Annotated in this window: 21 protein-coding genes and 1 tRNA gene; 12 read left to right on the top strand and 10 right to left on the bottom strand. The window is 61.1% G+C overall.

All coding sequences use genetic code 11. The annotated features are described in order from the left end of the window. Positions 1–2 precede the first annotated feature (2 nt). The 3 genes from J2046_RS01700 to J2046_RS01690 all read right to left on the bottom strand — a co-directional run bounded on the left by J2046_RS01700 (position 3) and on the right by J2046_RS01690 (position 2,577). Positions 3–845, bottom strand: a complete 843-nt coding sequence (locus J2046_RS01700; RefSeq protein WP_210048525.1) for an oxidoreductase — start codon at positions 843–845, stop codon at positions 3–5. Between the two features lie 142 nt (positions 846–987). Beyond that, the gene (gene murA, locus J2046_RS01695) at positions 988–2,280 is read right to left on the bottom strand and encodes a UDP-N-acetylglucosamine 1-carboxyvinyltransferase (RefSeq protein ID WP_037158860.1); all 1,293 of its coding nucleotides are present in this window, start codon (positions 2,278–2,280) and stop codon (positions 988–990) included. Positions 2,281–2,388: 108 nt separating this feature from the next. After that, positions 2,389–2,577, bottom strand: a complete 189-nt coding sequence (locus J2046_RS01690; RefSeq protein WP_210049725.1) for a hypothetical protein — start codon at positions 2,575–2,577, stop codon at positions 2,389–2,391. A gap of 197 nt (positions 2,578–2,774) precedes the next feature. Here J2046_RS01690 and J2046_RS01685 point away from each other — a divergent pair. From J2046_RS01685 to J2046_RS01675, 3 genes are all read left to right on the top strand, one after another. Continuing rightward, a tRNA-Thr gene (locus tag J2046_RS01685) sits at positions 2,775–2,849 on the top strand. 196 nt (positions 2,850–3,045) lie between these two features. Then, positions 3,046–4,446, top strand: a complete 1,401-nt coding sequence (locus J2046_RS01680) for a sensor histidine kinase (protein ID WP_210048522.1) — start codon at positions 3,046–3,048, stop codon at positions 4,444–4,446. Next, positions 4,443–5,117: a LuxR C-terminal-related transcriptional regulator gene (locus tag J2046_RS01675; RefSeq protein WP_210048520.1), complete on the top strand. Its 675-nt coding sequence runs from the start codon at positions 4,443–4,445 to the stop codon at positions 5,115–5,117. The genes J2046_RS01680 and J2046_RS01675 overlap by 4 nt, the downstream gene beginning before the upstream one ends. On the opposite strand, the gene J2046_RS01670 is transcribed toward J2046_RS01675, so the two are convergent. Further along, complete coding sequence (locus tag J2046_RS01670; RefSeq protein ID WP_210048518.1) at positions 5,091–5,774, bottom strand: hypothetical protein; 684 nt, start codon at positions 5,772–5,774, stop codon at positions 5,091–5,093. The genes J2046_RS01675 and J2046_RS01670 overlap by 27 nt on opposite strands. Before the next feature lie 514 nt (positions 5,775–6,288). Between J2046_RS01670 and J2046_RS01665 the strand changes: the two genes are divergently transcribed. Beyond that, on the top strand, positions 6,289–7,050 hold the full coding sequence (locus J2046_RS01665) for a DUF1236 domain-containing protein (protein ID WP_210048516.1): 762 nt from the start codon (positions 6,289–6,291) through the stop codon (positions 7,048–7,050). A 177-nt stretch (positions 7,051–7,227) separates the two neighbouring features. After that, a complete protein-coding gene (locus J2046_RS01660; protein ID WP_210048514.1) occupies positions 7,228–7,626 on the top strand; it encodes a DUF1236 domain-containing protein in 399 nt (132 codons plus the stop codon). 121 nt (positions 7,627–7,747) lie between these two features. On the opposite strand, the gene J2046_RS01655 is transcribed toward J2046_RS01660, so the two are convergent. Continuing rightward, complete coding sequence (locus J2046_RS01655; protein WP_210048512.1) at positions 7,748–8,515, bottom strand: polysaccharide deacetylase family protein; 768 nt, start codon at positions 8,513–8,515, stop codon at positions 7,748–7,750. A gap of 592 nt (positions 8,516–9,107) precedes the next feature. Between J2046_RS01655 and J2046_RS01650 the strand changes: the two genes are divergently transcribed. Next, positions 9,108–9,872 carry a HEPN domain-containing protein gene (locus J2046_RS01650; RefSeq protein ID WP_325169719.1) on the top strand — a complete coding sequence of 255 codons (765 nt, stop codon included), beginning with the start codon at positions 9,108–9,110 and terminating at the stop codon, positions 9,870–9,872. A 129-nt stretch (positions 9,873–10,001) separates the two neighbouring features. Here J2046_RS01650 and galE read toward each other — a convergent pair whose 3' ends face one another. From galE to mscL, 3 genes are all read right to left on the bottom strand, one after another. Further along, a complete protein-coding gene (gene galE / locus J2046_RS01645; protein ID WP_210048501.1) occupies positions 10,002–11,036 on the bottom strand; it encodes a UDP-glucose 4-epimerase GalE in 1,035 nt (344 codons plus the stop codon). A gap of 146 nt (positions 11,037–11,182) precedes the next feature. Next, on the bottom strand, positions 11,183–12,352 hold the full coding sequence (locus tag J2046_RS01640; RefSeq protein WP_210048498.1) for a pyridoxal phosphate-dependent aminotransferase: 1,170 nt from the start codon (positions 12,350–12,352) through the stop codon (positions 11,183–11,185). 115 nt (positions 12,353–12,467) lie between these two features. Next, positions 12,468–12,893, bottom strand: coding sequence for a large conductance mechanosensitive channel protein MscL (gene mscL / locus J2046_RS01635; protein ID WP_210048496.1), 426 nt, complete (start codon positions 12,891–12,893; stop codon positions 12,468–12,470). Between the two features lie 197 nt (positions 12,894–13,090). On the opposite strand from mscL, the gene J2046_RS01630 reads away from it, so the two are divergent. Together J2046_RS01630 and J2046_RS01625 are read left to right on the top strand one after the other, a co-directional pair. Next, positions 13,091–16,606 (top strand): PAS domain-containing hybrid sensor histidine kinase/response regulator, encoded by a 3,516-nt coding sequence (locus J2046_RS01630; RefSeq protein WP_210048489.1) that lies wholly within the window; start codon positions 13,091–13,093, stop codon positions 16,604–16,606. 218 nt (positions 16,607–16,824) lie between these two features. Next, positions 16,825–18,042: an OpgC family protein gene (locus J2046_RS01625; RefSeq protein ID WP_210048480.1), complete on the top strand. Its 1,218-nt coding sequence runs from the start codon at positions 16,825–16,827 to the stop codon at positions 18,040–18,042. A 36-nt stretch (positions 18,043–18,078) separates the two neighbouring features. On the opposite strand, the gene J2046_RS01620 is transcribed toward J2046_RS01625, so the two are convergent. Then, positions 18,079–19,611 carry a UxaA family hydrolase gene (locus tag J2046_RS01620; protein ID WP_210048478.1) on the bottom strand — a complete coding sequence of 511 codons (1,533 nt, stop codon included), beginning with the start codon at positions 19,609–19,611 and terminating at the stop codon, positions 18,079–18,081. Positions 19,612–19,641: 30 nt separating this feature from the next. After that, the gene (locus J2046_RS01615; protein WP_210048470.1) at positions 19,642–20,343 is read right to left on the bottom strand and encodes a FadR/GntR family transcriptional regulator; all 702 of its coding nucleotides are present in this window, start codon (positions 20,341–20,343) and stop codon (positions 19,642–19,644) included. A 296-nt stretch (positions 20,344–20,639) separates the two neighbouring features. Between J2046_RS01615 and J2046_RS01610 the strand changes: the two genes are divergently transcribed. The 4 genes from J2046_RS01610 (at position 20,640) to J2046_RS01595 (ending at position 25,338) form a co-directional block, all read left to right on the top strand. Then, positions 20,640–22,187, top strand: coding sequence for a sugar ABC transporter ATP-binding protein (locus J2046_RS01610; RefSeq protein WP_233469508.1), 1,548 nt, complete (start codon positions 20,640–20,642; stop codon positions 22,185–22,187). Between the two features lie 8 nt (positions 22,188–22,195). Beyond that, positions 22,196–23,224, top strand: coding sequence for an ABC transporter permease (locus J2046_RS01605; RefSeq protein ID WP_210048466.1), 1,029 nt, complete (start codon positions 22,196–22,198; stop codon positions 23,222–23,224). Between the two features lie 91 nt (positions 23,225–23,315). Beyond that, entirely contained in the window at positions 23,316–24,257 is a 942-nt protein-coding gene (locus J2046_RS01600; protein WP_210048452.1) for an ABC transporter substrate-binding protein, read from the top strand. A gap of 67 nt (positions 24,258–24,324) precedes the next feature. Then, complete coding sequence (locus tag J2046_RS01595; RefSeq protein ID WP_210048450.1) at positions 24,325–25,338, top strand: aldo/keto reductase; 1,014 nt, start codon at positions 24,325–24,327, stop codon at positions 25,336–25,338. Positions 25,339–25,340 lie beyond the last annotated feature (2 nt).

Raw genomic sequence — 25,340 nt, 5'->3', positions numbered from 1 at the left:
CGCTATTGCGGGAAATCCGCGCCGAGGCTGATATCCTTGAGAGCCTCGATCTGGGACCGACGCTCGCCGAGCTTCCGCGTGATATTGTCATAGGCAAAAGCGCCCAACACGAGATGCCGCGGCGCATTCTCCGTCTGCGTGATACGGATCATCGCCTCGCCTGCTCTGACAGGATCGCCCGGCTGCCTGCCGCTATATCCGGATGTCGTGGCCATTCGCGCACCCGCGGTTTCGGCATAGTCGGCGATCCTGCTCGGCGTCTGCCTCAATGAACGGCCTGCCCAATCAGTGCGGAAGGGGCCTGGCTCAACGCAGGTCACCTTGATACCGAGTGGAGCCGTTTCCAGGGCGAGCGCATCGGAGAAACCCTCGACCGCATGCTTGGTGGCCGCGTAATAACCGGAGCCCGGCAATCCCATGAAGCCGGCGAGCGAGGTGATGTTGAGGATGTGGCCCTTGCGGCGGGCGCGCATGCCCGGAAGCACGGCGCGCGTCATGGCAAAGAGGCCGAAGACATTGGCATCGAACATGGCGCGGATCTCGTCTTCCTCGCCCTCCTCGATCGCCGCCTGATAGCCGTAGCCGGCATTGTTCACCAGTACGTCTATGCGGCCGAACTTTTCCTCCGCAGCCTTCACGGCGTTGATGATTTGGCCGGTATCGGTGACGTCGAGATCGAGCGCCAGCGCATTGTCCCTGCCCTCGGCCAGATCGGCGACGCGGCTTTTGTCGCGAGCAGTTACGACCGTCGGCCAGCCGCGATCGAGGGTGAGCTTGGCAAGCTCGCGGCCGAAGCCGGTCGAACAGCCGGTAATGAACCATACGGGAGCGGAAACATCAGCCATGGGAGATCTCCATAAGACGCTGTATCAGAAATATGAGGCGGGGAAGAACACAGGATACCTCCGACACATAGGGATGCAAAAAAGGACGGCAAGGGCAGTACCCTTGCCGTCCTTCATCACGTTTTCGATTCCTGGAACCCGGTCAGTCGCTGACGCGTTCGACGACGGCACCGCAGCGGGTGAGTTTTTCCTCCAGCCGCTCGAAACCCCGATCGAGATGATAGACACGATTGACCGTGGTTTCTCCTTCCGCAGCAAGGCCGGCGATCACCAGCGAAACGGAAGCGCGCAGGTCGGTCGCCATGACAGGCGCGCCCTTCAGCCGGGGGACACCTTCCACCCTCGCCGTCTGGCCGGAAAGCGAGATTTTCGCGCCCAGGCGTGCAAGCTCCTGCACATGCATGAAGCGGTTTTCGAAAATCGTCTCGGTGATGTTGGAAACGCCCGATGACCGCGTCATCAGCGCCATGAACTGCGCCTGCAGGTCGGTCGGGAAACCTGGGAACGGCTCGGTTGTCACGTCGACCGGCTGAATGCCGTTGCCGTTGCGCACGACCCGAAGGCCGCTCTCCGTCTCGGTGATATGGGCACCCGCCATGCGCAGCGTGTCCAATGCGTTTTCAAGCAGCGCGGCCTGCGTGCCTTCGAGGATCACGTCGCCGCCGGTCATGGCGACCGCCATGGCGTAGGTGCCGGTCTCGATACGGTCGGGCAGGACACGGTGGCGGGCGCCGGACAGCGAGGTGACGCCTTCGACGGTGATAGTCCTGGTGCCGGCGCCGGAGATTTTCGCCCCCATGGCGTTGAGGCATTTCGCCAGATCGGCGATTTCCGGTTCGCGGGCCGCGTTCTCGATGACCGTCGTACCCTTGGCAAGCGTCGCGGCCATCATCATGACATGCGTGGCGCCAACCGAAACCTTCGGGAAAACATAGCGGGCGCCGACGAGGCCGCCCTTCGGCGCCGTGACGTTGACATAGCCGCCGTCGATCTCGATCTCCGCGCCGAGTGCCTGCAGGGCTTCGAGGAAGAGGTCGACCGGCCGCGTACCGATGGCGCAGCCGCCCGGCAGCGAGACGCGGGCCCTGCCCTCGCGGGCGACGAGCGGGCCGATCACCCAGAAACTGGCGCGCATCTTGGAAACCAGCTCATAGGGGGCGGTCGTATCGACAATGGTTCGGCAGGTGAAATGAATGGTCCGGGAATAGCCGTCTTCCTGCCGTTCGCGCCGTCCGTTGACGGCGATATCGACGCCGTGATTGCCGAGGATGCGCATCAGGAGCTCGACATCGGCGAGATGCGGCACATTTTCGAGCGTCAGCGTATCGCTCGTCAAAAGGGACGCGATCATCAAAGGCAGCGCGGCGTTCTTTGCGCCGGAAATCGGAATGGTGCCCCTGAGCTCGTTGCCGCCGGAGATTCTGATGCGATCCATAAGTTGTCACTCTTCCTTCTTAGAGCGCGAAAGGACGCGTCGTTAGACGAGATCCGCCGCCGCTTCAATGTCTGCTGAAATTGCCAAAGCCCGTCCGCCCAGCATAGATCAGGATGATTCGTCCGTTTTTGCGGCAGGCAGTCCATGGGTCGGATCAGCCTCGCCGGCCCGGCGCGCGCGCGCCTGTGACTTGCGGCGCATCAGATTTTCCCGAAGCTTGGCGGCTGCGCGCGCTTTCCGCTCGGCAACCCGCTCACCTGCCGCCGCACGCGCGCGGTCGCCGCGGGTTTCCTTCATCTCTCCAGCCTGCGAATCGGGCAATTCTTCGTCATTCGCCATGGTTCTCCATAACCAAAAAGCCGGTTCAACAAAAGCGAAAGCGATGTTTTCCCTCCATGCCGACGAAAGAACTTGGAATTTGCGGCTTGCGCTCCCGATGAAGCTATGGCAATAGGCCCCTCGCCGACGACGCGATGATTTTGCGGCGGCTATAAGCTGCTATAGCTCAGGGGTAGAGCACTCCCTTGGTAAGGGAGAGGCCGAGAGTTCAAATCTCTCTAGCAGCACCATTTTTCTTCCGGAAAACATAACCTCCGCCGTTTGTCGTACCGGCATGCAGATGACTTGTTTTCGACCGAGTGTCTCGCCACAGCCACGCCACGGAATATTATTACCGGCTCATGCAACGAGTTGGCACCCTCATGCGTTGCCGGGCATCCGCTCGCACTGTGCGAGCTTTGGGAACAACTAATTGACGCCTGTTTGATGCCACTCCGCGGAATTCTCGATCGCTGGAACAATCAATCGCTTGCCCGGCAGTTCCTGATCGCCGGCGGGCTGGTTTCGCTTGCAGCCATGATACTCGTCGGGGCGTATGTGACGACGCTCATCGAAGCTGCGGTCACCCGCAATTCCGCAGCATCGACTGCGCTCTACGTCGACAGCATTATCGCGCCGCTGCTCCCCGACATGAAGACCAGCCAGCGGCTCGACGACGTTACGACCCGAGCGCTCGACGAGACCTTCGGCCAGGGTGCGCTCGGCGGCAAGGTCGTCTCATTCAGGCTCTGGCGGAAGGATGGAACCGTCCTCTACGCCACTCCCGACAAGAGCATTGTGGGCAAACGGCTCGATCCAGGCGAGGACCTCCTGACGGCGTTCTCCGGACAGATGGTCGCGCAGTTCGGCTCTGCGGATCCGCAAGACGAGTCCGAACGATCGAGGGACGATCCGCTCCTCGAAATCTACAACCCCATCCTGCAACCCTGGTCGGGCGAGGTTGTCGCGGTCTCGGAATTCTATGAAGTCGCAGACGAATTCCAGCAGAGCCTCCACCAGGCGCAGCTTAGAAGCTGGCTTGCGGTTTTCGGTGTCACGCTTGCCTTTTTCCTGCTTCTGTCGGCAATCGTCTTCCGCGGCAGCCGCATCATCGACAATCAGCGGCAGGCGCTGACCCAGCGTGTTACCGAACTCTCCGAACTGCTCTCGCAGAACAAGGCGCTGCATGCCAGGGCCCAGCGTGCCTCGCTGCGCGCGACAGCGCTTAACGAAAGCTATCTGCGCCGGCTCGGTGCCGACCTGCATGACGGCCCGGCCCAGCTCGTCGCCTATGCCGCCCTGCGCGTGGACAGCCGGCTCCTTACGGATCCCCGCACGCCGCACCAGGCGCGCGAGAAGGAAGTCTCCACGATCAAAGCCCGATTGGACGAGGCGATGGACGAGATCCGCAGCATATGCAGCGGGCTCGTGTTGCCGCAGATCGAGACCGCCGAACTCCCGGATGTCCTGAAGCGCGCCGTCGATGCCCATCGCCAGCGAACGGGACTCGATGTCGCATTGTCGATGACCAACGGCTCCAAATCTCTCCCTCCTTCCGCCAAGATCTGCATCTACCGCTTCGTGCAGGAAGCCCTCAACAACGGTTTCCGGCATGGTGGCGGCGTAGACCAGAGCGTCCGCCAGACTTTCGACAATGGCAATGTCGTGATTGAAGTGGCCGACCACGGACCGGGTTTCGATCCCGCTTCGATTGGTCCGGGCGGCTTGGGGCTTGCCGGGCTCAGGGAACGGATCGAGAGCCTTGGCGGCACATTCAATATTTTCACATCGAAGAGCGGAACCACGGTCAGGATGTCCCTGAACATGCAGGAAATGGAGCAGGCTTGATGACAGCAGTCAAAATCGCGGTCGTTGATGATCACCCCTTGTTCCGGGAGGGCGTTACGCGCAGCTTCAGCGAGATCGAGGATTTCGAGATTGTCGGGGAAGGCGGATCGCGGGACGATGCGATCCGCATCGCGCGGGAATTCTGCCCGGACGTCATGCTGATCGACATCTCGATGCCCGGAAGCGGCCTCGAGACCATAGCCGATGCACTCGAACACTGTCCCACTCTGAAGATCGTCATGTTGACTGTCTCGGAAGCAAGCGACGACATCACCAAGGCGCTCAAGCTCGGCGCGAAAGGCTATGTTCTCAAGGGGATCGGTTCGCGAGGACTTGCCGAAGTCGTCAGGACCATTGCGGCAGGGGGGAGTTATGTCTCGCCGGCCCTTTCGGCCCAGTTGATCGCCGGACTTTCAGCATCCGCTGAAGCCGTCGAACAGCCCGATCCGATGGCGGAACTCACCGAGCGGGAACAGGAGGTGCTGAACCTCGTCGCATCGGGCCTCAGCAACAAACGTGTCGCACGGGAACTCGATCTTCACGAAAAGACGGTCAAGCACCACATGACCCGCATCTTCTCGAAGCTGAAGGTCTCCAACCGTACGGAAGCGGCGCTGGCCCTTCGCGACGCCACCGTTCAACGTTCAACGACCGAACGACCGCAATCGTGACGTGTCGGAAGGAGTGGCCTGCCGGTTGACGATCGTCCGCGACCGCGAGTCGCGCATCTCGTAGCGCCCTTGGGAAATCCGTTCCGTCGCGCCGTTACTGTGGCGTACGGTAATCGAATTTTCCCGAACGTCGACTTTGACATCCGGTTTGGAACTGGCCGCCGGTGCCGCCGGCTGCGTTGGCGAACGCCGCCCCGTTGTCTGGCTGTCGGCATCAGGTTTGTCGGCCTTGTCCGAAGCGCTCTTGTCTGTACTTGTGCCGGCGCCAGTGCCGGAGCCACTTCCGCTGCTGCCGTCATTTTGTGATTTGTCGGAAGCAGAGTTACCGGCATCTGTGCTGGTGTCGTTCGTGCCGTCACCCGCATCACCGTCGTCGGCAGTGCCTTCGCCGCCGCCGTCATTCCCGTCATTGCCTTTGCCGGAGCTGTTCCCGCTCCCGCCGCTGCCAGCGCCCCCATTATCACCATTCCCCCCGCTGCCGTTATCACCGCCGTTGCCGTTGCCGTCTCCGCTGTCGCTGTTCCCGTCGCGTGCGGCAGCGGACGAGGAGGCTAGGCAAGGCACGCCATTCGCGTCAACGACAAGCTTGAAGGGCATGGCTGCGGCAAGAATCGCAGCGAGCGCACCACTTAAAACAAACATTCTACGCGTAGACATGTCCGACTCCCGGTTCCATCGTTCCCTGCATTCGCGGCATCGGCCCTCCTCAAGGAAACCGAACATCTCTCCTGATGGTTCCGCTCCGGTCAAAGGACCCGCCGATCGCTCACGGCGATCGGCGGGCAAGGTTCTGCGCTGAAAGGGACCGATGATCGCGCAGGAATCCGGCTTCCATAAGTCATAAGGCCGCGAACGTTTCGGTGGCAGCAATGAAGTCCTCTGCCACAGACGTGAAAACCTCCGTGCCTGGCCCTGTGTCCGTGACGGAACCTCCTGAAAAAGCTTCAGGATCAACCTCATTCTACGAGCACTGCTCCGCGATTTCAGCCCCCTTGGACCTTTGCGCCAACCTATCGGACCAAAGACCTAAACGGCATCGGGACTGAAGTCCGACCTTAGGGCCGACTGAAGCCCAAAAGGCGGAACGCACAGTCCCAGGCCTCGTTGAAAGAAGGCATTGCGGCTCATGCAGAGCCTCGCAGGCGACATGAAAACAATAGAGGAAACACCCATGAAAACGTTGATAAAGCATACGCTCGCAATGGCGCTCCTTGCTGGGTCCACGCTTCCTGCGGTGCCGGCAATCGCACAGACTGAATCTCCCTCCGCAGGACAGAGTGGCGGAGGTTCCGGTGCCCCCATCCTGCCCCGCCGAGGGACTTCCGGCGACCAGGGCTCGTCCGGCACGATGACGCCGGGTGCTCCAAGCCAGGCGCAACCATCGCAGGACATGCAGGGCTCCGCGCAGCAGCAGCCTAATCCGGGTACGGGCAACGGTTCGACAAGTGCCCAAAGCCAGGGTACGGATCAGCGCCCGAACACGCAGGGCAGCGATACCGCACAACAGCCGACAGACCAGCCTGGCGAGACGGATAGCTCGACAACGGCCAAGAGCGGCTCCGGTTCGGAAACCCGCACGCCTGCAACGAGCGATAGCGCTGACCGGAACGGCGGCGCAGAACAGCAGGACCCGGATCGAGCTGCCACCGATCGCCCGTCAAGCGAAACCACCGGCAGCATCGACATCTCGACCGAACAGAAAACCGAGATCCGCAATGTCCTCGTTGAGAGCAGGGTCAAACCTGCTGATATCGACGTCGATGTGAGTGTCGGGGTGGCCGTGCCGCAGACCGTGGAACTCCATCCTCTGCCGCCGCGCATCGTAGAAATCGTCCCGGCTTACCTCGGCTACGAATATTTCGTTCTTGCCGATGGCCGGATCATCATCGTGGAACCGGCAACCCAGGAGGTTGTCTACATCCTTACTGGCTGACGCCCGGAATCACGGGAGAAGGACAATGAATGACGGAGAACTGGCAGCGATCCACACAAGTCGCGTGAGCCTGCCAAGGATCGAGACACCCGAACCCGTCACAAACTAACCGGTCTCGACCAAACCCGGAGACTGAGCGCGAACCGCGGTCGTCTCTCAAACTCAAAGGAGAATACCATGAAAACCAAGATCATCGTTCTTTCCGCCGCGGTACTGGCTATCCTCGCCCCTGCCGCATCCGCCCAGCAGGGCACCGTCAATGGTGCGGCGGGCGGCGCCGTCACCGGCGCGATCGTGGGCGGCCCGGTTGGCGCTGCTGTTGGCGGGGTCGTAGGCGCGATTGCCGGCACGGCCATCGATCCGCCGCCGCCGCGCGTCGTCACCTATGTCGAACAGGCACCGGTTCCGGCAGATCCGGTCGTCATCCAGGAGAAGATCGTGGTCGGCAAGCCCATCCCACAGACCGTTGTCCTGACTCCGGTCCCGGATGCGCCGCAGTATGCGTACGCGGTCGTCAACGAGGAGCGCGTGATCGTCGATCCGCAGACGCGCACTGTCGTCCAGGTAATCCGCTGATCAGGATCACGGACAGCCGATATCTGGGAGGGCTGGGAACAGCCCTCCCCTTTTGCTCTTCCCGGATCGGTTCAGCGATCCGGCATCTGCAACACATGACCATCCGGCGATTCTGAGCCCATCACTGCGTCGTATCGTCGTCGCCGATGTCGTCCACGTCCGAAAGGCGCACGAACTCCACACCTTTCCGCTTGAGTGCAAGAAGCGCACGGGCCACGCCCTCACCCGCCGCATGAGTCGGCTGGTTGATATGGGCGATCACGACATCGCCATCCTTTGCCGCAGCGATACGCTTTTCCGCGGCGGCGGCGCCAAGCAGCGATCCGTCATCGCCGTTCACCGAATAGCCGGCAATCCTGTATCCCATGTCGCGGATCTGACGGATTGCGGAGAGATCGTATTTCGCGGTCGAACCGCGGAACCATTTTGGCGCAGGCAAGCCGGCGGCCAGCATGGCTTCTGCCCCGCCGGCCACTTCCCGCCGGACGGCCTCCGGCGAGCCGGCAGCGGCGATGCCATAGATCAAAGCGGGCGTATCGACTGCTGGTACGTGGTTCTGGCCGTGGTTCGCCAGTTCGAAGAGATCGAGGTTCTGCAGGAAGATGCCGACCGCCTGCGGGTTTCTCTTGAGCCAGCGGGCCGTGACGAAAATCGTTGCCGGAATTCTTTCCCGGACGAGCACCGAAAGAATCCGCTCGTCCGCCTGTCTCATGCAGGCATCGAAGGTCAGGGCTAATCTCGCACGGTTCAAATTGCGCGAACGCGCCAGATGCAGATGCGGCTCGACCAGTTTGGGAGCGCGCAGGGCTACATTGTCAGCGGGAATATCTTCAGCGCTCGCGGCGAAAGACAGAAGCACAAAAGCGGTAGAGAAGAGAAGACGTCGCATGGAACACCGGAATGGGGACGCCTTCCGCTTATCCCCGAGACCTCAAGAACGCCATGCGACCGATTGGCCGACGTGCGTCGATGGCGATCTGCCGAAACAACGCCGCCAAGTCGGGGAGTTAACGTAAGCCTTTCTGTATTTACGAACAGAAAGAATAAAGACTGCCACTAAGACGTTCGAATACTGGCTTCGCTCCTGGCACCGTACGTTAACAGATCTGGAAATTTTATTCGGCGCTGCACTCTTGAGGAATCAACCCGAAATTGGTCGTATTAGCATCGAGCACTGAAGACGGATGAAGGCGCATTTCGTTTGCGCCTGTCGATCTTCAGGCCATGTATCCTTGACGTGCGCGTGCTGAAGATGATCTTTGAGTCTCGATCAGAACTTCGGCGTGGTTTTTTGCGCCATGCGCCGCGAGGCTGCCACAGAGACAATGGACACCGATGTTGCCGTGACTGACAACGAGACCCTCCAGCATCTTCCGGAGCGCAAGCAGCGAGAGTTGGCACGCGCCTTGAAAATCATCTTCGAGGAATTCGAGGCGGCTCAGCAGTCGAAGCTTTCCGAAAAGAAGAGAGCCGGGCGGATATTGAAGGTCATCCTCTTTGGTTCGCACGCCCGCGGCGACTGGGTGGACGATCGCAAGAGCGGCTACCGCTCCGACTACGACATTCTCGTTGTCGTCAACCTGAAGAGCGTCGGGGAAGACAATGATCTATGGCACGATGTGTCCGATCATTTCCTGCGCGAGCTGACGATCACCAAGGAAATCGAGACCCCGGTCAACATCATCGTTCACACGCTGCAGGACGTGAACGACCAGCTGGCACGTGGAAGACCGTTTTTTATCGACCTCATCCACGACGGCATCATGCTGTATGAGAAGGAAGGCCATCCGTTCGTGGCACCCAAGCCGCTGGATCAAGAAGATGCGAAGATAGAGGCAAGGGGATATTTCGATCATTGGTATCCAAGTGCGGACGCTTTTAAAGCATCGGCAGAATTTTTACTGCAAAGAGGCAATGTGAATGAGGCCACCTTCAATTTCCACCAAGCCGCTGAACGCCTCTATCACTGCGTCCTGCTTGTCCTGACTCTCTACTCGCCAAAGTCGCATCGCCTGAAATTCTTGCGCTCTTCGGCCGAACGGATCGAGCCGCGCCTGATCGAGGCATGGCCCCGAGATACCAAATTCGCCCGCCGCTGTTTCGAACGGCTCGATCGCGCCTACGTCGATGCGCGATATTCGCCGCATTACGAGATAACAGAAGAAGAGCTTCGCTGGATCATCGAACGTATTCAGGTGCTTCAGGAGCTTGTCGAGCAAACCTGCCGGGAAAAACTTGCGCATTAGGTGAGCGTTTCGTGCTCCTAGCCGCCTCATTGATCAATTATAGGTCGATCTGAGCCCACAGCGAAGACGTGCCCTCCTCGCAGAGTGGAAGTCGTCACGGCTACGCCGGTTCTCTTCAGGTAAAAATAACTAGAACCGGGCCGAGGCAAGACGATGCTGCAGTGACCGCAAATCGCCGGCCTTGCGCGCGGCCAACCCCTTTTCCCAGGCAATGGCGGTCTCAACGATGAGATCGAGATCGTCATGGCGTGGCTTCCAGTCGAGCAACCGGCGCGCCAGCGTCGAATTGGCGACAACGCTTGCCGCATCACCCGGCCGGCGAGGCCCGTAGCGGATCTCAAACTTGCGGCCGCCGGCACGCATGACCGCTTCCAGCACTTCGAGAACGGAATAACCGCGGCCGTAGCCGCAGTTGGCGATCAGCGGCTCCCCGCCGCGGCGGAGATAGCTCAGCGCCTTCAGATGCGCGTCCACCAGATCGGAGACGTGGATATAGTCGCGAATGCCGGTCCCGTCCGGCGTGGGATAGTCGGTACCGTAGATATCGACCCCACGCCGCTTGGCGAGTTCGGCCTCGCAGGCGATCTTGATGAGATGCGTCGCGCCCTCGGTCGACAGGCCTGCCCGCCCCAGCGGGTCTGCCCCGGCAACATTGAAGTAGCGCAGCGCCACGAAACGGAAGTCATGGGCGGCGGCGGCATCCCGAAGCATCATTTCGGACATCAGCTTGGACTGGCCATAGGGGTTCTTCGGATTGAGCGGGGCGTTTTCCAGCACCGGCGTGTCGTCCCTCTGGTCGCCATAGACGGCAGCGGTCGAAGAGAAGACGAAGTGGCGGATGCCGGCGTCGATCGCCGCCGCCGCCAGAAGGCGCGTGTTGCCGGTATTGTTTTCGTAATAGTCCAGCGGATGGGCTACCGACTGCGGCACGACGATCGAGCCGGCGAAATGCAGGATGGCGTCGATATCATTCTCGGCAAAGATCTGCCTGAGGATGGCGCGATCGCCGACATCGCCGAGATAGAATCGCGCGTCATCAGGCACTGCCCAGCGGAAGCCCGTCGAAAGCCGGTCGAGGACGACGACGTCCTCCCCGGCGTCGAGCAAAGCCCAAACCATGTGGCTGCCGATATAACCTGCACCGCCCGTTACCAGAACCGCCATGTTCTTCTTCCCTGCCTTTTATCTTTGGCAGGAGCAAACCATGGCCGATCTTCAGCAATGCTTACCCGGCGATAGGTCTGCCGGGTTTATCTTCCGTCAGGGCAAATCCACCCTTGAGCAATTCGCTCGAATTTTAACGAACTGTCTCAGAGGCGCTTGATGTAATCGGAAAGGCGTGCAGCGGCTTCCTCGATCTGCCTCGGATCGCGCAGGAAGCAGGCGCGCAGGAAAAGCTCCCCGCCCTTGCCGAAGGCCGAGCCCGGCGCCAGCGCCACGCCAATCTTGTCGACGATGTCGAGCGCCGCCTTGCGGCTGTCGGTAATGCCGTCCACCTTCACGAAGGCATAGAGCGCGCCATCGGGCTTCAGGGTCTCGACTCGGTTGGTGGCGATCAGGGCATCGCAGAGGATATCGCGCGCCTTGGTCGCGCGGTCGATATTCGCCCGGACGAACGCATCGCCCTCATTGAGCGCCACGACCGCGCCGCGCTGCAGGAACTGCGCGACGCCGGAATTGGAATACTGCACCAGGTTCTCGATGACCTGGCCCATTTCCGGGGGGGCCACCAGCCAGCCGACGCGCCAACCGGTCATCGACCAGTTCTTGGAAAAGGAATTGGCGAAGATGATCCGGTCACCCCCTTCCATGAAGTCGAGGAAAGACGGAGCACGGGCCGCGCCGCCATAATAGTAGCGGGCATAGATCTCGTCGGCGATGATCCAGAGCCCATGCTTGCGGGCGAGCGCCAGAATGTCCTTCAGATCTTCGAGCGTCGCGGTCCAGCCGGTCGGGTTGGCGGGCGTGTTGATGAAGAGGCCTCTGGTCTTCGGCGTGATCCTCGCTTCCAGCTTGGCAAGATCGAGCGACCAGCGGCCGCCCGCGAAGTCGAGCGGCAAGCCAACCGAATGCGCGCCAGAAATATCGATCGCCGAGATGATGTTCGGCCAGGTCGGCGAGAGGTAGATCACTTCGTCGCCCGGCGACGCGATGGCCTGCACGGCAAGCATGATCGCATGCATGCCGGAACCGGTCACATAGAAATGCTCCATCGGCAGCGTCACGGAAAAATGCCTGGCATAATAGTCCGACAGCGCCTGGCGAAGTTCGGGGATGCCGCGCTGCCAGGTATAGAAGGTCTCGCCGGCCATCAGCGCTTCGGTTGCCGCCCGGTTGATGAAGTCCGGGCTCGGCAGATCCCCTTCGCCGGCCCAGAGCGGAATGAGGCCCTCCCGGCCGCGAGCATGATTGATGATCTCGACGATCCCGCTTTCAGGCGCGGAGACGGCGCGAGGACTGAGACTGGCAATAATCGACATCGGATTTCCTTGACCTGTTTCCCTTTCTCTAACTCAGGGAGGTCAGAAAATCCCATGATAATCCGTGAGCCGGCAATCGATTCCGATGATGATTCCTGAAAATGTGATCAAAAGATCACTTTGTTTTCAGGATATCGCGAATCTCCGTCAGAAGCTGGACGTCGGCCGGCGGCGGGGCGGGCGCGGCTTCAGCCGGCTTCTTCTCTTCCATCAGGCGCACTCTGTTCACGCCCTTGACCATAAGGAAGATGACCCAGGCAAGGATCAGGAAGTTGATCAGCACGGTGATGAAGCTGCCATAGGCAAAGACGGCGCCCTGTTCGCGCGCGGCTGCGAGGTTCGGAGCCGTCACCGCGCTCGACAGCGGCAGGAAATAATTGGAGAAGTCGAAACCGCCGCCCGTGATGGCCCCCACGATCGGCATCACGACGTCGTTCACCAGCGAATTGACGATGCCGGTGAAGGCGCCACCGATGATGATGCCGATGGCGAGATCCATCACGTTGCCCTTGGCGATGAAGGAACGGAATTCGCTGATCATTGACATGCTTCTATACCCCCGGTTTCCAGGTTGCGACGATACACAACATAGCGCAAACGCCCGACCTGAAAAGATGCGGATGTCCAAGGGCTTAATCATGAGCGTCTATTGGACTTTTTGCCGATGGCGCCGCTGATTTCCAAGCGCATGCTTTTCCCCTAATGTTCAGACCACCGCAATTTCCGCGGGGAGGAGCCATGCTTCCAGGCTGGGTCATTTTTGTTTCGGCTTTCGCCTATGTCCTGCTGCTTTTCGCAGTGGCCAGTTTTGGGGACCGGCGAAGCCGTCTCTTCGGCGTGCCGAAAAACGGACGGCCGGTCGTCTATGCGCTCAGCCTTGCGATCTACTGCACGTCCTGGACCTATTTCGGCGGTGTGGGGCTTGCCTCGCAAAGAGGGCTGGAATTCACCGGCATCTATATCGGCCCAATCCTGGCCTTCACGCTCGGCATGCCGGTGCTGAAACGCATCATCGATCTCGCCAAAGCCGAGAAACTCACATCGGTCGCGGATTTCATCGCCGCCCGCTACGGCAAGAATTCCACCGTTGCGATGATCGTCGCGGTGATCGCGCTCGTCGGCGCCATTCCCTATATCGCGCTTCAGCTCAAGGCGGTGTCGAGTTCGGTCGCAGTTATGGTCAACCCATCAGACTACGGGCTGGGCAGCGGCAATCTCTATTTCGTCGATCTCGCACTGATCGTGACAATCCTCATGGCCTGCTTTGCGGTCATGTTCGGCACCCGGCACACGGATGCGACGGAGCATCAGGACGGGTTGATCCTGGCGGTCGCCATGGAATCGGTCGTCAAGCTGCTCGCCTTTGCGACGGTCGGCATTTCCGTCCTCTTGATCCTGTTCGACGGGCCTGCCGATCTCTTCACCAAGGCGTCGGAAAACCTTCTGGTCAGCTCGTCGCTTTCCTATCAGACGCCGCTCAGCCGGTGGCTCGTCCTGATCGCGCTCTCCGCCTTCGCGATCATCCTGCTGCCGCGGCAGTTCCATGTCACGGTGGTCGAGAACCGAACAGCCCGAGAGCGACGGGTCGCCGGTACCCTTCTGCCCCTCTATCTCATCGCGATCAATCTCTTTGTGCTGCCCGCGGCGATGGCGGGACTGATTACCTTCGGCGGCATCGGCGATGCTGATCTCTATCTGCTCACCCTGCCTCTGGCCGGCGAACTCAAGGTCATTTCCCTCATCGCCTTCATCGGTGGCTTTTCGGCTGCCACTGCCATGGTGATCGTCGAATCGGTGGCGCTCTCGATCATGGTGTCGAACGACATCATCATTCCGATCTTCCTCCGGCAGAAGCTGATGGCAGCGCGCTCCGGCCAGCGCTCGGATTTCACCCGCACGCTCCTCAACATCCGCCGTTTGGCGATCTTCGCGGTGTTGATCCTCGGTTATGGATATTACCGCATGGCGGACAGCCAGTCGGGCCTCTCCTCGATCGGTCTGCTGGCCTTCGCGGCGATTGCCCAGGTCGCGCCTGCGCTCTTCGGCGGGCTGATCTGGCGACGAGCGAACGCCCGGGGAGCAATCCTCGGCATGTCGTTCGGCTTCCTTGCCTGGGCGTATCTGCTCTTCCTGCCCAGCCTCGGCGGCCAGGACAATTCCTACGTGGCCTCGGCCGTCCTCAACTTCCTGTTTCCGGGCACCGGCATCTTCTCCGGACCCGAGACCGACCCGCTGGTCAATGCCACAATCTTCAGTCTGACACTCAATACGCTTGCCTTCGTGCTTGGATCAATGTCGCGTAACCCGCGGCCGGTCGAGCGCATCCAGGCCGGCATCTTCGTCAAGCGGCACGTACGCTCGCAATTCGCCACGCGCGGCTGGAAGACCCGCGTCAGCGTCGGAGACCTCAAAGCTGCGATCGCCCGTTATCTCGGCGAGGAGCGCATGCGGCGATCCTTCACCAATTACGAGCAAACAGCCGGACGGACGTTCAGCGACGACCAGCCGGCCGACATGGCGATGATCCATTTCTCCGAGCAATTGCTCGGCAGTGCGATCGGCTCCTCCTCCGCGCGGCTCGTGCTGTCGCTCATCCTGCAAAAGGCCGAGGACACCAATGCCGACACCGCCTGGCTGCTCGACCAGGCGAGCGAAGCGCTGCAATATAACCAGGACATGCTGCAGACCGCCCTTTCGCAGATGGACCAGGGCATCGCCGTCTTCGACAGTTCCGAACGGCTCACCATATGGAACCGGCGCTTCCGCAATCTGCTCGACCTGCCGGAACAGGTGGGCCAGGTGGGGTTCCCCCTCGCGGACATCGTCGCCATCCTCTCGGACCGCGGCGACATTCCAGCCTCCGACCAGACGGAGGTGATTCGTCAGTTCCAGACGCTCGATGCACCTTTCTCCCTCGTTCTCAATGGTGGGGGCCGGATCATCGAAGTGCGCTCGAATGCCATGCCTGACAAGGGCATCGTTGCAACCTTTACCGATATCTCCGAACGTGTCGCCGCCGACAGAGCGTTGAAACAAGCGAACGAGACGCTGGAACAGCGCGTCGGCGAGCGCACGGCCGAGCTGATGCGGGTAAATCATGAACTTGCCGAGGCCCGGGCTTCTGCCGAGGAAGCCAATATCGGCAAAACCCGCTTCTTCGCCGCCGCCGGCCACGATATCCTTCAGCCGCTCAATGCCGCCCGGCTTTATTCCTCCGCACTGGTCGAGCGGCTCGGCGCTTCCGACTCAAACGGTGTGCTGGTCCACAACATCGATTCCGCCCTGGAATCGGTCGAGTCGATCCTCGGAGCGGTGCTCGACATTTCCCGGCTGGATACGGGCGCGATGAAGCCGCGCTTCACATCCGTGCCGCTCGAGGATCTCTTCCGTCGCATTGAGACGGACTACGCACCCATGGCGCGCGAGAAGAACCTGCAATTTGTTGTTGTTCCGACGTCGCTGCGGGTTCGGTCGGACGCCAATCTTCTGCGCCGTCTGGTGCAAAACCTCGTCTCCAACGCGATCAAATACACGATCAGCGGCAAAGTTCTCGTCGGCGCACGCCGGCGGGGTGACCAGGTGGTCATTGAAATTCTGGATTCGGGCATCGGCATTCCCCCTTCGAAATTCCGCACTGTCTTCAAGGAATTCGCGCGGCTGGATGAAGGCGCAAGGACGGCGGGAGGGCTCGGGCTTGGCCTGTCGATCGTCGATCGCATCTCCCGCGTCTTGGACCATCCCGTCCGACTTGCCTCGACGCCCGGTCGCGGCACGATATTTCGCGTTCAGGTGCCTATGGATCTCTTGGTGCAGCAGACAGCCCGCGCCGCCGCTCAACCCGAACGTCGCAAGCGCTCGCAGCCGCTCAACGGCCTCCGTGTCCTCTGCATCGACAACGAACCGAGAATTCTTGAAGGCATGGCATTGCTCATCACCGGCTGGGGCTGCACGGTCGGCCAGGCGGTTTCGATTGCCGCCCTGGACGACATCGTCGACCATCGTGAACCGCCGCCTGAAGTGATCATCGCCGATTACCATCTCGACGATGGAGATGGCATCGACGCGATTCTGAGACTGCGTGCCCTCTATCAGGCCGAAATCCCTGCATTGCTCATCACCGCCGACCGGACGCTGGAAGTCCGGGCCGAAGCGGAGAGGCACGACATCAGCGTGCAACATAAGCCGGTCAAGCCCGCCGCCTTGCGCGCCTACCTCACACAGGTTGCAGGCCTGAAACGCGTCGCCGCCGAATAGACCTGAACATCGGCCAACCTTCCGTTCATCGCAGGGTCATCACGCACAGTTTACGCTCGATCCTGCTTAAACTGTCTAGAAGAACCGTGCTTACCGATTTGCAGACGGAACCCTCAGGCTTTTTTCGACGTTTAGGCGGGTAAGTTCCCGGCCCGGAGAGGCCTTACGGACCGACCGGCGCCAGCCATCGGGACCGGCAAAGACGGAGACCGCGACCGATGAAACGCTTTGATATAATTGACGGAATGCGAGGATATTTCCTCGTTTTCATGCTGATCAATCACCTGATCTTCGCCGGCGGCTATTTCCTGGTGAAAATCAACCACAACCAGCTTGCTTTCGTGGAAGATGCGCAAGGCTTCGTCTTCCTGTCCGGCCTGCTGATCGGCATGGTCTATGCCAAGAAGATGATGAGAAATGGCTATGCTGCCGGCCGCGCCGCCATCTACACCAGGGCCTTCGAGCTTTATCGTTATGCGATGGGCATCGTTCTGGTTGTACTGGTCGCGCAGATGCTGCTGCCCGGCGCCTATACGATCTGGTTCAACTGGCTCGGCTACACGAACTTCGATGATCCGCTGCGTCTCGCCGCGATCGCCTCCTTCCTGTATCAGCCGACCTTCATGGATATCCTGCCGCAATACATCGTCTACATGCTCTTTGCGCCGATGCTCGTGAAACTCGTGCTGGAAGACAAGTGGCATTATGTCATCGCCGGCTCGATCATCCTCTGGATGACCGCGCAGCTCGGTCTGCAACAGATCGTCACGACACCGCTCAATGACCTGGTTATGGGCGCGGACGACCAGGGTGTCCGCGTGTCGTTCAACCTGCTCGGCTGGCAGATTGTCTTCTATTCGGCTCTGGTGCTCGGTGCGCTGACCTCGGCAGGCAAGATCGACTGGAAGAAGATCCTTTCGCCGGACAACACCTTCATCCCCAAAGTGGCGCTGGTGCTGGTGCTGTTTTTCCTGCCGCTGCGCCTCATCACGGCACATGAGCTGATGCCGCCGCACATGATCGGCAAGTTCGCCTCAATGGAAATCCGCGCCGATTTCGGCCCGGTCTATCTCCTGAACTTTGCCGCCGTGGCCCTGCTCGTCACCTGGCTGATCGTCGCGGGTCCGAAGCACAAGGCTGCGTGGGTTCGCCGTATCGCGGGCGCTCTCACCTGGGTCTTCTCGCTGAAATACCTGCAGCTTCTCGGCCGCCATTCGCTCTATGTCTATGTTTGGCACGTCGCGATCGTCTATTTCGTCTATTACTTCGACGGGCGTTCGCCGGAGCTCGACGAGCTGACGAAGACTGCGATCGCCTTTGTCTCGATCGCCCTCCTGTCGATCCCGGCGCTGTGGCGCGAGCGCGACCGGTTCTTCGGCACCCCAGCCCCGCAGACAGTCCAGGCCCAACAGCAGAAGCCGGCCGGATCGCGGTAGGCCCTCATCCGGTAAGACAATCCTCGGGGCGGCGGCTCAGGTCACCGCCCCGACCTGCCACGGCACAAATTCATTGTCGCCATAGTCGTAGATTTCGCTCAGCGTCTTCTTGCCCGAAGCCACAGCGATCACATCCTCGAAAATGCGAACTCCTGCCTCCTCGATCGTCTCCTCGCCGGTGACGATGCCGCCGCAGTTCAGGTCCATGTCCTCCTTCATGTGCTCGTACATTTCGGAGTTGGTTGCGATCTTGATGCAGGGCGCCGGCTTGAAGCCCGAGACCGAGCCGCGGCCGGTGGTGAAACAGATGACATTGCAGCCACCCGCGACCTGGCCCGTCACCGCCACCGGGTCGTAACCCGGCGTATCCATGAAGACAAACCCCCGATCGGTGACGGTCTCCGCGAATTCGTAGACCGCCTTCAGCGGCATGGAACCACCCTTGGCGACCGCCCCGAGCGACTTTTCAAGAATGGTGGTCAGGCCGCCCAGCTTGTTACCGTGCGAGGGGTTGTTGTTCAGTTCGTCGCCGTTGCGGGCGGTGTAATCCCGCCACCAGTCGATCCGCCGGAGAAGCTTTTGTGCCACTTCGGGCGTCACCGCACGCCGCGTCAGCAGATGTTCGGCGCCATAGATTTCCGGGGTTTCCGAAAGCACGGTCGTCCCGCCGTTGCGGACGATGAGATCGGAAGCATGGCCAAGCGCCGGGTTGGCGGAGATGCCGGAATAACCATCCGAGCCGCCACATTCCAGCGCAAGCTTCAGTTTCGAAAGCGGCTGCGGCGTGCGTTTCGCCGCATTCACACCTGGCAGCATCTCCTTGATGATGGCGATCGCCGCGTCGATGGTCTTCCTCGTTCCGCCATGCTGCTGGATCGTCATGGTCCTGAGCCGGTCACCCTCCTCCATGCGATAATGTTCAAGAATCGGCGCAATCTGGTTCGTCTCACAGCCCAGCCCGATCATCAGGATGCCACCGAAATTCGGGTGTTTTGCATAACCCTGGATGGTGCGGATCAAGAGCCGGTAGCCTTCCGACTTGGTATTCAATGCACAGCCGCCGCCGTGGGTGAGCGCCACCACGCCGTCGACGTTCGGGAACCCGTCCAGTCCCCCCATTCGATTGAAGTAGTCGGCGATGTAGCGCGACACGGTGGCGGAACAGTTCACCGAGGAAATGATGCCGATGAAGTTGCGCGTGCCGGCGCCGCCCAAACCCCGGTCGTAGCCGAGGAAAGTGCGCCGCTCCGCTTCCGGCAGCATGCCCCTTTCCTCGATATCGACGCTGAACTGATGCTCGTGCTCTGAGGGCAGCATGGCGAGATTGTGCAGATGCACGTGACTGCCTGGCTCGATATCCTGCGTCGCGACACCGATCACCTGGCCGTATTTCTTCACTTCGCGACCGGCCGGGATCGGCCTGATCGCCACCTTATGGCCGCGGCCGATCAGCTCGCGTGCCACGAGATCGGCGTAACCGGTCGATCCGCCCGCCGGGAGAGACCGCCGCGCGACCCCCACATCGTCGGCCGGATTCAAAATGATGATCGGCGAAACCGCCTCGTTCATGCCTGTCTCCTCCCCAGGCCGGCGCAAATATCACCGGGCCTCATTGTTCATCCAGCGCTGTTTGGATTCCTCCAGATGCGCATGCATCATCGCCTGGGCAAGCAGCGGATTGCGCGCCTCCAGCGCCGCATAGATCGCCTCGTGTTCGGCAAGCGCGAAACCCCAGGTCTCGGGCGATTCGAAACGGACGCGGATCTGCGCCGAGAGCGGGCTGTGTCGTTCGTCGAAAAGATCACCCACGATATGCGCCAGCACGGAATTTCCCGACTGGCCGGCGATCGTCAGATGGAAAAGCCGGTCGAGATCGAGCGGCTTGCGGCCTTCGGCGATCTCCGCTCGCATCTGGTCGAGCGTCTGGCGCAAGGACTTAAGTCCATCCGGCGTGATCTTCGCCGCCGCCAGAAGGATGACCGCGCCTTCAACGGCGGCGCGCGCCTGCATCAATTCCAGCGGGCTCTCTCCCATCGAGCCGGTCTGCCACGGGCGCCTATCCGGCTCGGCCGTTACATAGATGCCGGAGCCCATGCGGATTTCGACGCTGCCGTCGATTTCGAGCGCGATCAGCGCCTCACGCAGGGATGGACGCGACACGCCGAGTTGCTGGGCCAGTTCCCGCTCCGCCGGCAGGCGCGCACCGGCCGGAAACTGTCCCGCCTGAATGAGGGATCGGATCTGGTCGGCAATCTGCTGATACAGTCGCCGCGGCTCAGCCGCCTTGATGGATTCGTTCATGGATTTCGTCATCCCGAGTATTTGGCCTTACCATAGGCCCAGGAGCCGAACAGAGCAAGGCGCAAATCATATAGCTGAAATACCGTAACTTTTCCTGTCTTCAGGCCAGCACCCCCCATCAGCTCGCAACCATTCCGCTGCTCGAATAAAAATTGGCTTGACCACTTTTCCACTGAGGGTTACCCATTAAGCAACGCCAGCGGGAGGAGCCGAAGGCGGATCGGGCCATCCAGCCCCGGGAGGAGATCATGGAAAGCAGGCCCGCCGAGCCACGCCAGAGCGCCCATAGGCCCGCCATGACGGCGGGGCCTGCGCTTTCGGCTTCCGGCGAGCCGCTGCTCCGCCTCGACAATATCAGTAAGGAATTTCCCGGCGTCCGGGCGCTCTCCAACGTGCATTTCGATCTCCGGCGCGGCGAGGTGCATGCCGTGTGCGGCGAGAACGGCGCCGGCAAATCGACGCTCATGAAGATCATCAGCGGCGTCTACCAGCCGAGCGCCGGAACGATCATCTACAAGGGCGCGGAACGACACTTCTCCTCCACTCGTGACTCCGAAGCCGCCGGCATCGCCATCATTCACCAAGAACTCAATCTCGTTCCGCATCTTTCGGTCGCCGAGAACATCTATCTCGCCCGCGAACCCCGCCTCGGTTTCATGGGGCGCGGCTTTCTGGTCGACCGGAAAAAGCTGCGGGCAGATGCCAAACGCTGTCTCGACCGGCTCGGCGTCGACATCGATCCGGGCCGACCGGTGCGCGGGCTCTCCGTTGCGCAGTGCCAGATGGTCGAAATCGCCAAGTCGCTTTCTCTCGACGCAGAGGTCCTGATCATGGACGAGCCGACCTCCTCGCTCACCGAGCAGGAGACGCGGCTTCTTTTCAAGGTCATCCGCGACCTGAAGGCTTCCGGCGTCGGCATCGTCTACATCTCGCACCGGCTCGACGAGATGGCCGAGATCGTCGACCGGGTCACGGTGCTGCGCGACGGGCGCTACATTTCCACCGACGATTTCGCCGACACCACCGTCGATGCGATCGTCTCGAAAATGGTCGGCCGGTCGCTGGACGAAAAATTCCCGGACCGAACCTCGACCCCGAGCGACGAGATCGTCCTCAGCGCCGAGGGCCTCAGCCGCGCCGGCACCTTCCGCGACGTCTCCTTCACACTCCGCCGCGGCGAGATCCTGGGTTTTGCGGGATTGATGGGCGCCGGCCGCACGGAAGTCGCCCGCGCCATCTTCGGCGCCGACCCGCTCGATGCCGGCACGGTGACGCTGCACGGCCGGACGCTCTCGATTACCTCGCCGCGCGACGCGATCGCGGCCGGCATCGCCTATCTCTCCGAAGACCGCAAGGCGCAGGGGCTGGCGATCAAGATGCCGGTCGACGCCAATATGACACTTGCGAACATGGAAGACGTCTCCAACCGTTTCGGGCTGATCGACTTCGCAAAGCAGGCCAAGGCGGCGAACGACTATGTCAACCTTCTCAACATCCGCACGCCCTCGATCAAGCAGCCGGTGCGGCTGCTCTCCGGCGGCAACCAGCAGAAAATCATCATCGGCAAGTGGCTGTTTCGCAAATCGAAAGTGCTGTTCTTCGACGAACCGACGCGCGGTATCGACGTCGGTGCGAAACTATCGATCTACCGCATCATGGACGCGCTCGCGGCCGAAGGCATCGGCGTCGTGCTGATCAGTTCCGAACTGCCGGAAATCCTCGGCATGACGGACCGCGTCGCGGTCTTCCACCAGGGCCGCATCACCGGGGTGCTTGAGACGAAGAAGACGACCCAGGAAGAAATCATGCGATATGCCTCCGGCTACGCGCGGTCGGCAGGATGAGGGACGACATGGCCGAAATCACCGAAGTTTCCAAGCAGAAGGGCGTCTCGCTCAGCGACCGGCAGAAGGACATCATCCAGAAGTTCGCCGCACTCGGCAGCCTGTTTGTGCTGATTGCCGTCTTTTCGCTGACGAGCAGCGCCTTCTTCACCCTCAACAACGGCATGACGATCGCACTGCAGGTGACGTCGATCGCACTGCTCGGCATCGGCGCCACCTGCGTCATCATCACCGGCGGCATCGATCTTTCCGTCGGCTCGGTGCTGGCGCTGTCCGGCGTCGTCGCGGCGCTGGCGGTCAAGGATTTCGGCATGCCCGTCTGGCTCGGCATGATCGCCGGCATCCTGACCGGAACGATCTGTGGCTTCATCAACGGCATGCTCGTCACGAAGATGAGGCTTCCGCCTTTCATTGCGACCCTCGGCATGATGCTGATCGCCCGCGGCGTTGCGCTGCAGATCACCGGCGCCCGCGCGGTTTCCGGCCTTGGCGAATCCTTCGGCGAACTCGGCAACGGCTCTTTCCTGCGCGTGGTCAATATCGGCGACGACGGGTTTCCGACCGTCGTCTTTCCGGGCATCCCTTATCCCGTCATCCTGATGGTGGTGATTGCGATCGCTGTTTCCCTCATGCTGAACCGCTCGGTGCTCGGTCGGCATATCTATGCCGTCGGCTCGAACCCGGATGCCGCGCGGCTTTCCGGCGTCAACGTCACCCGCATCGTCAGTTTCACCTATGTGCTTTCCGGAACGCTTGCGGGCCTCACCGGCTGCGTATTGATGTCGCGCCTCGTCACGGCCCAGCCGAACGAAGGCGTCATGTACGAACTCGATGCCATCGCCAGCGCCGTCATCGGCGGCACCTCGCTTATCGGAGGAGTCGGCACGATTTCCGGCACCGCCATAGGCGCCTTCGTCATCGGCATCCTGCGCAACGGATTGAACATGAACGGCGTCTCCGCCTTCACGCAGCAGATCATCATCGGCCTCGTCATCCTGGTCACCGTGTGGATCGACCAGCTTCGAAATCGCCGTTGAGAGAGGGGGGCGGACCCGTTTCCGCAAGACTTCAGGGAGTGAGGAGCTCTCTCGAAAACCGGCCGGTCAGGCCACGAAGAGGAGGAAGAAAATGAAAAAGCTTGCTGCCGCATTGCTGACATCCGCGATTGCGCTCGCCACCATTCCGGCCCAGGCCGGCGAAATCGCGGTCATCGTCAAGACCGTCAATTCCACGTTCTGGCAGAACGTCCAGAAAGGCGCCGATGCCGCCATGAAGGCCGGTGGCGGCGACAACACCATGACTTTCCAGGGGCCGGCCGCGGAATCGGCCATCGCCGACCAGGTGAACATGGTCGAGAACGCCGTCAACCGCAAAGTCTCCGGCATCGTGCTGGCGCCTTCCGATCCGGATGCGCTCGTCCCCGCCGTCAAGAAGGCCTGGGAAGCCCGCATCCCGGTCGTGATCGTCGACTCGATGCTCTCCAAGGATGCCGAGCAATATTACCAATCCTTCCTCGCCACCGACAACAAGAAGGCGGGTGAGCTTGCCGCACAGGCGCTGATCGACAAGGTCGGCACCGAAGGCAAGATCGCGGTCATGTCCTATGTGGCGGGCGCCGGCTCCGAAATCGGCCGCGTCGGCGGTTTCACCGACTATATCAAGGCGCATTCCAAGCTTCAGATCGTCGGCCCGTTCTATTCGCAGTCCCAGATGGCGACGGCGCTCAACCAGACGACCGACGTCCTGGCCGCCAATTCCGACCTCAAGGGCATCTTCGGCGCCAACGAACCGACCGCAATCGGCATGGGCCGCGCGCTGAAGCAATCCGGCAAGGCCGGAAAGGTCGTGGCGATCGGCTTCGACGGAAACCAGGATCTGCAGGAATTCGTCAAGGACGGCACGCTTGCCGCAATCGCCGTCCAGGGCTCGTTCCAGATGGGTGAACTCGGCATCCAGACCGTGCTCAAGGTCATGAACAAGGAGAAGGTCGAGAAATTCGTCGATACCGGCGTCGTGGTGGTCACAAAGGACAATATCGACAAGCCGGAAGCCAAGAACGTCCTCTACTGAGCCGCCTCCTGCGGACACGCATCGTCAATGATGCGTGTCCCTCATTGCTTATCCAGGGATTACGCCAATGCACGTCGCCGACCGCCGAAAGCTACCCAACGCCCCCGTCGAACTGACCGTCATGGGGCTCGGCTGCGCGCAGATGGGCAATCTTTACCGCAAGACCTCCTACGAAGAGTCCGCCGGCGCGTTCAAGGCGGCCTGGGGTGCCGGCATCCGCTACTACGATACGGCGCCCTTCTACGGCTACACGCGTTCGGAACGCCGGCTCGGTACCATGCTGACCGACCTCGATCGCGGCGACTACGTGCTCAGCACCAAGGTCGGCCGTATCATGGTGCCGGACGAAACAGTCGGCCCGGAAGAAGATGGCTATATCGCGCCTCTGCCTTTCCGTCCGGTCTACGACTACACCCGTGACGGCATCATGCGCTCCTTTGAGGCGAGCCAGCAGCGGCTCGGCATCCTGAAGCCCGATATCCTCTATGTGCACGACATCGGCAGCATGACACACGGGGATCGGCACCTGCATTATTGGGAGCAACTGACCGACGGCGGCGGCTTCCAGGCGCTGCGCAAATTGCGTGAGCAGAAGCTCACCAAGGCCATCGGCCTTGGCGTCAACGAATGGGAGATCATTCGCGACGCCATGAGGGTTTGCGACATCGACGTCGCGATGCTCGCCGGGCGCTACACGCTTCTCGAACAGCGAAGCCTTGCCTTCATAGACGAATGCGCCCAGCGGGGCGTCGGCATCGTCGTTGCCGGTCCCTTCAATTCCGGCCTGCTCGCCGGCAACCGCAAATTCAACTACACGGACGCGCCAGCCGAAATCCTGGCGCAACTCGACACCCTCAACACTGTCTGCGAAGAGGAAGGCGTGACGCTGCAAGCGGCTGCGCTGCAATTTCCTCTCGCCCATCCCGCTGTAATGACCATCGTCTCCGGCGCCCGCACCGCTGAACAGATCAAATCCAATATCGACTGGTTCTCCGAAAGCATTCCGGCATCGTTCTGGGTTCGACTGAAAGAGCACGGGCTTATCGCCGAAGGGGCTCCCATTCCCCGGGAGGAGGCCTGAGC

It is taken from the genome of Neorhizobium petrolearium (assembly GCF_017873175.1).
GTDB lineage: Bacteria > Pseudomonadota > Alphaproteobacteria > Rhizobiales > Rhizobiaceae > Neorhizobium > Neorhizobium petrolearium.
This window is presented reverse-complemented; position numbering and strand designations above follow the sequence as displayed.

Coding starts and splice junctions, on each gene's coding strand:
- J2046_RS01700 (WP_210048525.1), bottom strand. CDS start 845: ATGGCTGATGTTTCCGCTCCCGTATGGTTCATTACCGGCTGTTCGACC.
- murA (WP_037158860.1), bottom strand. CDS start 2,280: ATGGATCGCATCAGAATCTCCGGCGGCAACGAGCTCAGGGGCACCATT.
- J2046_RS01690 (WP_210049725.1), bottom strand. CDS start 2,577: ATGAAGGAAACCCGCGGCGACCGCGCGCGTGCGGCGGCAGGTGAGCGG.
- J2046_RS01680 (WP_210048522.1), top strand. CDS start 3,046: ATGCCACTCCGCGGAATTCTCGATCGCTGGAACAATCAATCGCTTGCC.
- J2046_RS01670 (WP_210048518.1), bottom strand. CDS start 5,774: ATGTCTACGCGTAGAATGTTTGTTTTAAGTGGTGCGCTCGCTGCGATT.
- J2046_RS01665 (WP_210048516.1), top strand. CDS start 6,289: ATGAAAACGTTGATAAAGCATACGCTCGCAATGGCGCTCCTTGCTGGG.
- J2046_RS01660 (WP_210048514.1), top strand. CDS start 7,228: ATGAAAACCAAGATCATCGTTCTTTCCGCCGCGGTACTGGCTATCCTC.
- J2046_RS01655 (WP_210048512.1), bottom strand. CDS start 8,515: ATGCGACGTCTTCTCTTCTCTACCGCTTTTGTGCTTCTGTCTTTCGCC.
- galE (WP_210048501.1), bottom strand. CDS start 11,036: ATGGCGGTTCTGGTAACGGGCGGTGCAGGTTATATCGGCAGCCACATG.
- J2046_RS01640 (WP_210048498.1), bottom strand. CDS start 12,352: ATGTCGATTATTGCCAGTCTCAGTCCTCGCGCCGTCTCCGCGCCTGAA.
- mscL (WP_210048496.1), bottom strand. CDS start 12,893: ATGATCAGCGAATTCCGTTCCTTCATCGCCAAGGGCAACGTGATGGAT.
- J2046_RS01630 (WP_210048489.1), top strand. CDS start 13,091: ATGCTTCCAGGCTGGGTCATTTTTGTTTCGGCTTTCGCCTATGTCCTG.
- J2046_RS01625 (WP_210048480.1), top strand. CDS start 16,825: ATGAAACGCTTTGATATAATTGACGGAATGCGAGGATATTTCCTCGTT.
- J2046_RS01620 (WP_210048478.1), bottom strand. CDS start 19,611: ATGAACGAGGCGGTTTCGCCGATCATCATTTTGAATCCGGCCGACGAT.
- J2046_RS01615 (WP_210048470.1), bottom strand. CDS start 20,343: ATGAACGAATCCATCAAGGCGGCTGAGCCGCGGCGACTGTATCAGCAG.
- J2046_RS01610 (WP_233469508.1), top strand. CDS start 20,640: ATGACGGCGGGGCCTGCGCTTTCGGCTTCCGGCGAGCCGCTGCTCCGC.
- J2046_RS01605 (WP_210048466.1), top strand. CDS start 22,196: ATGGCCGAAATCACCGAAGTTTCCAAGCAGAAGGGCGTCTCGCTCAGC.
- J2046_RS01600 (WP_210048452.1), top strand. CDS start 23,316: ATGAAAAAGCTTGCTGCCGCATTGCTGACATCCGCGATTGCGCTCGCC.
- J2046_RS01595 (WP_210048450.1), top strand. CDS start 24,325: ATGCACGTCGCCGACCGCCGAAAGCTACCCAACGCCCCCGTCGAACTG.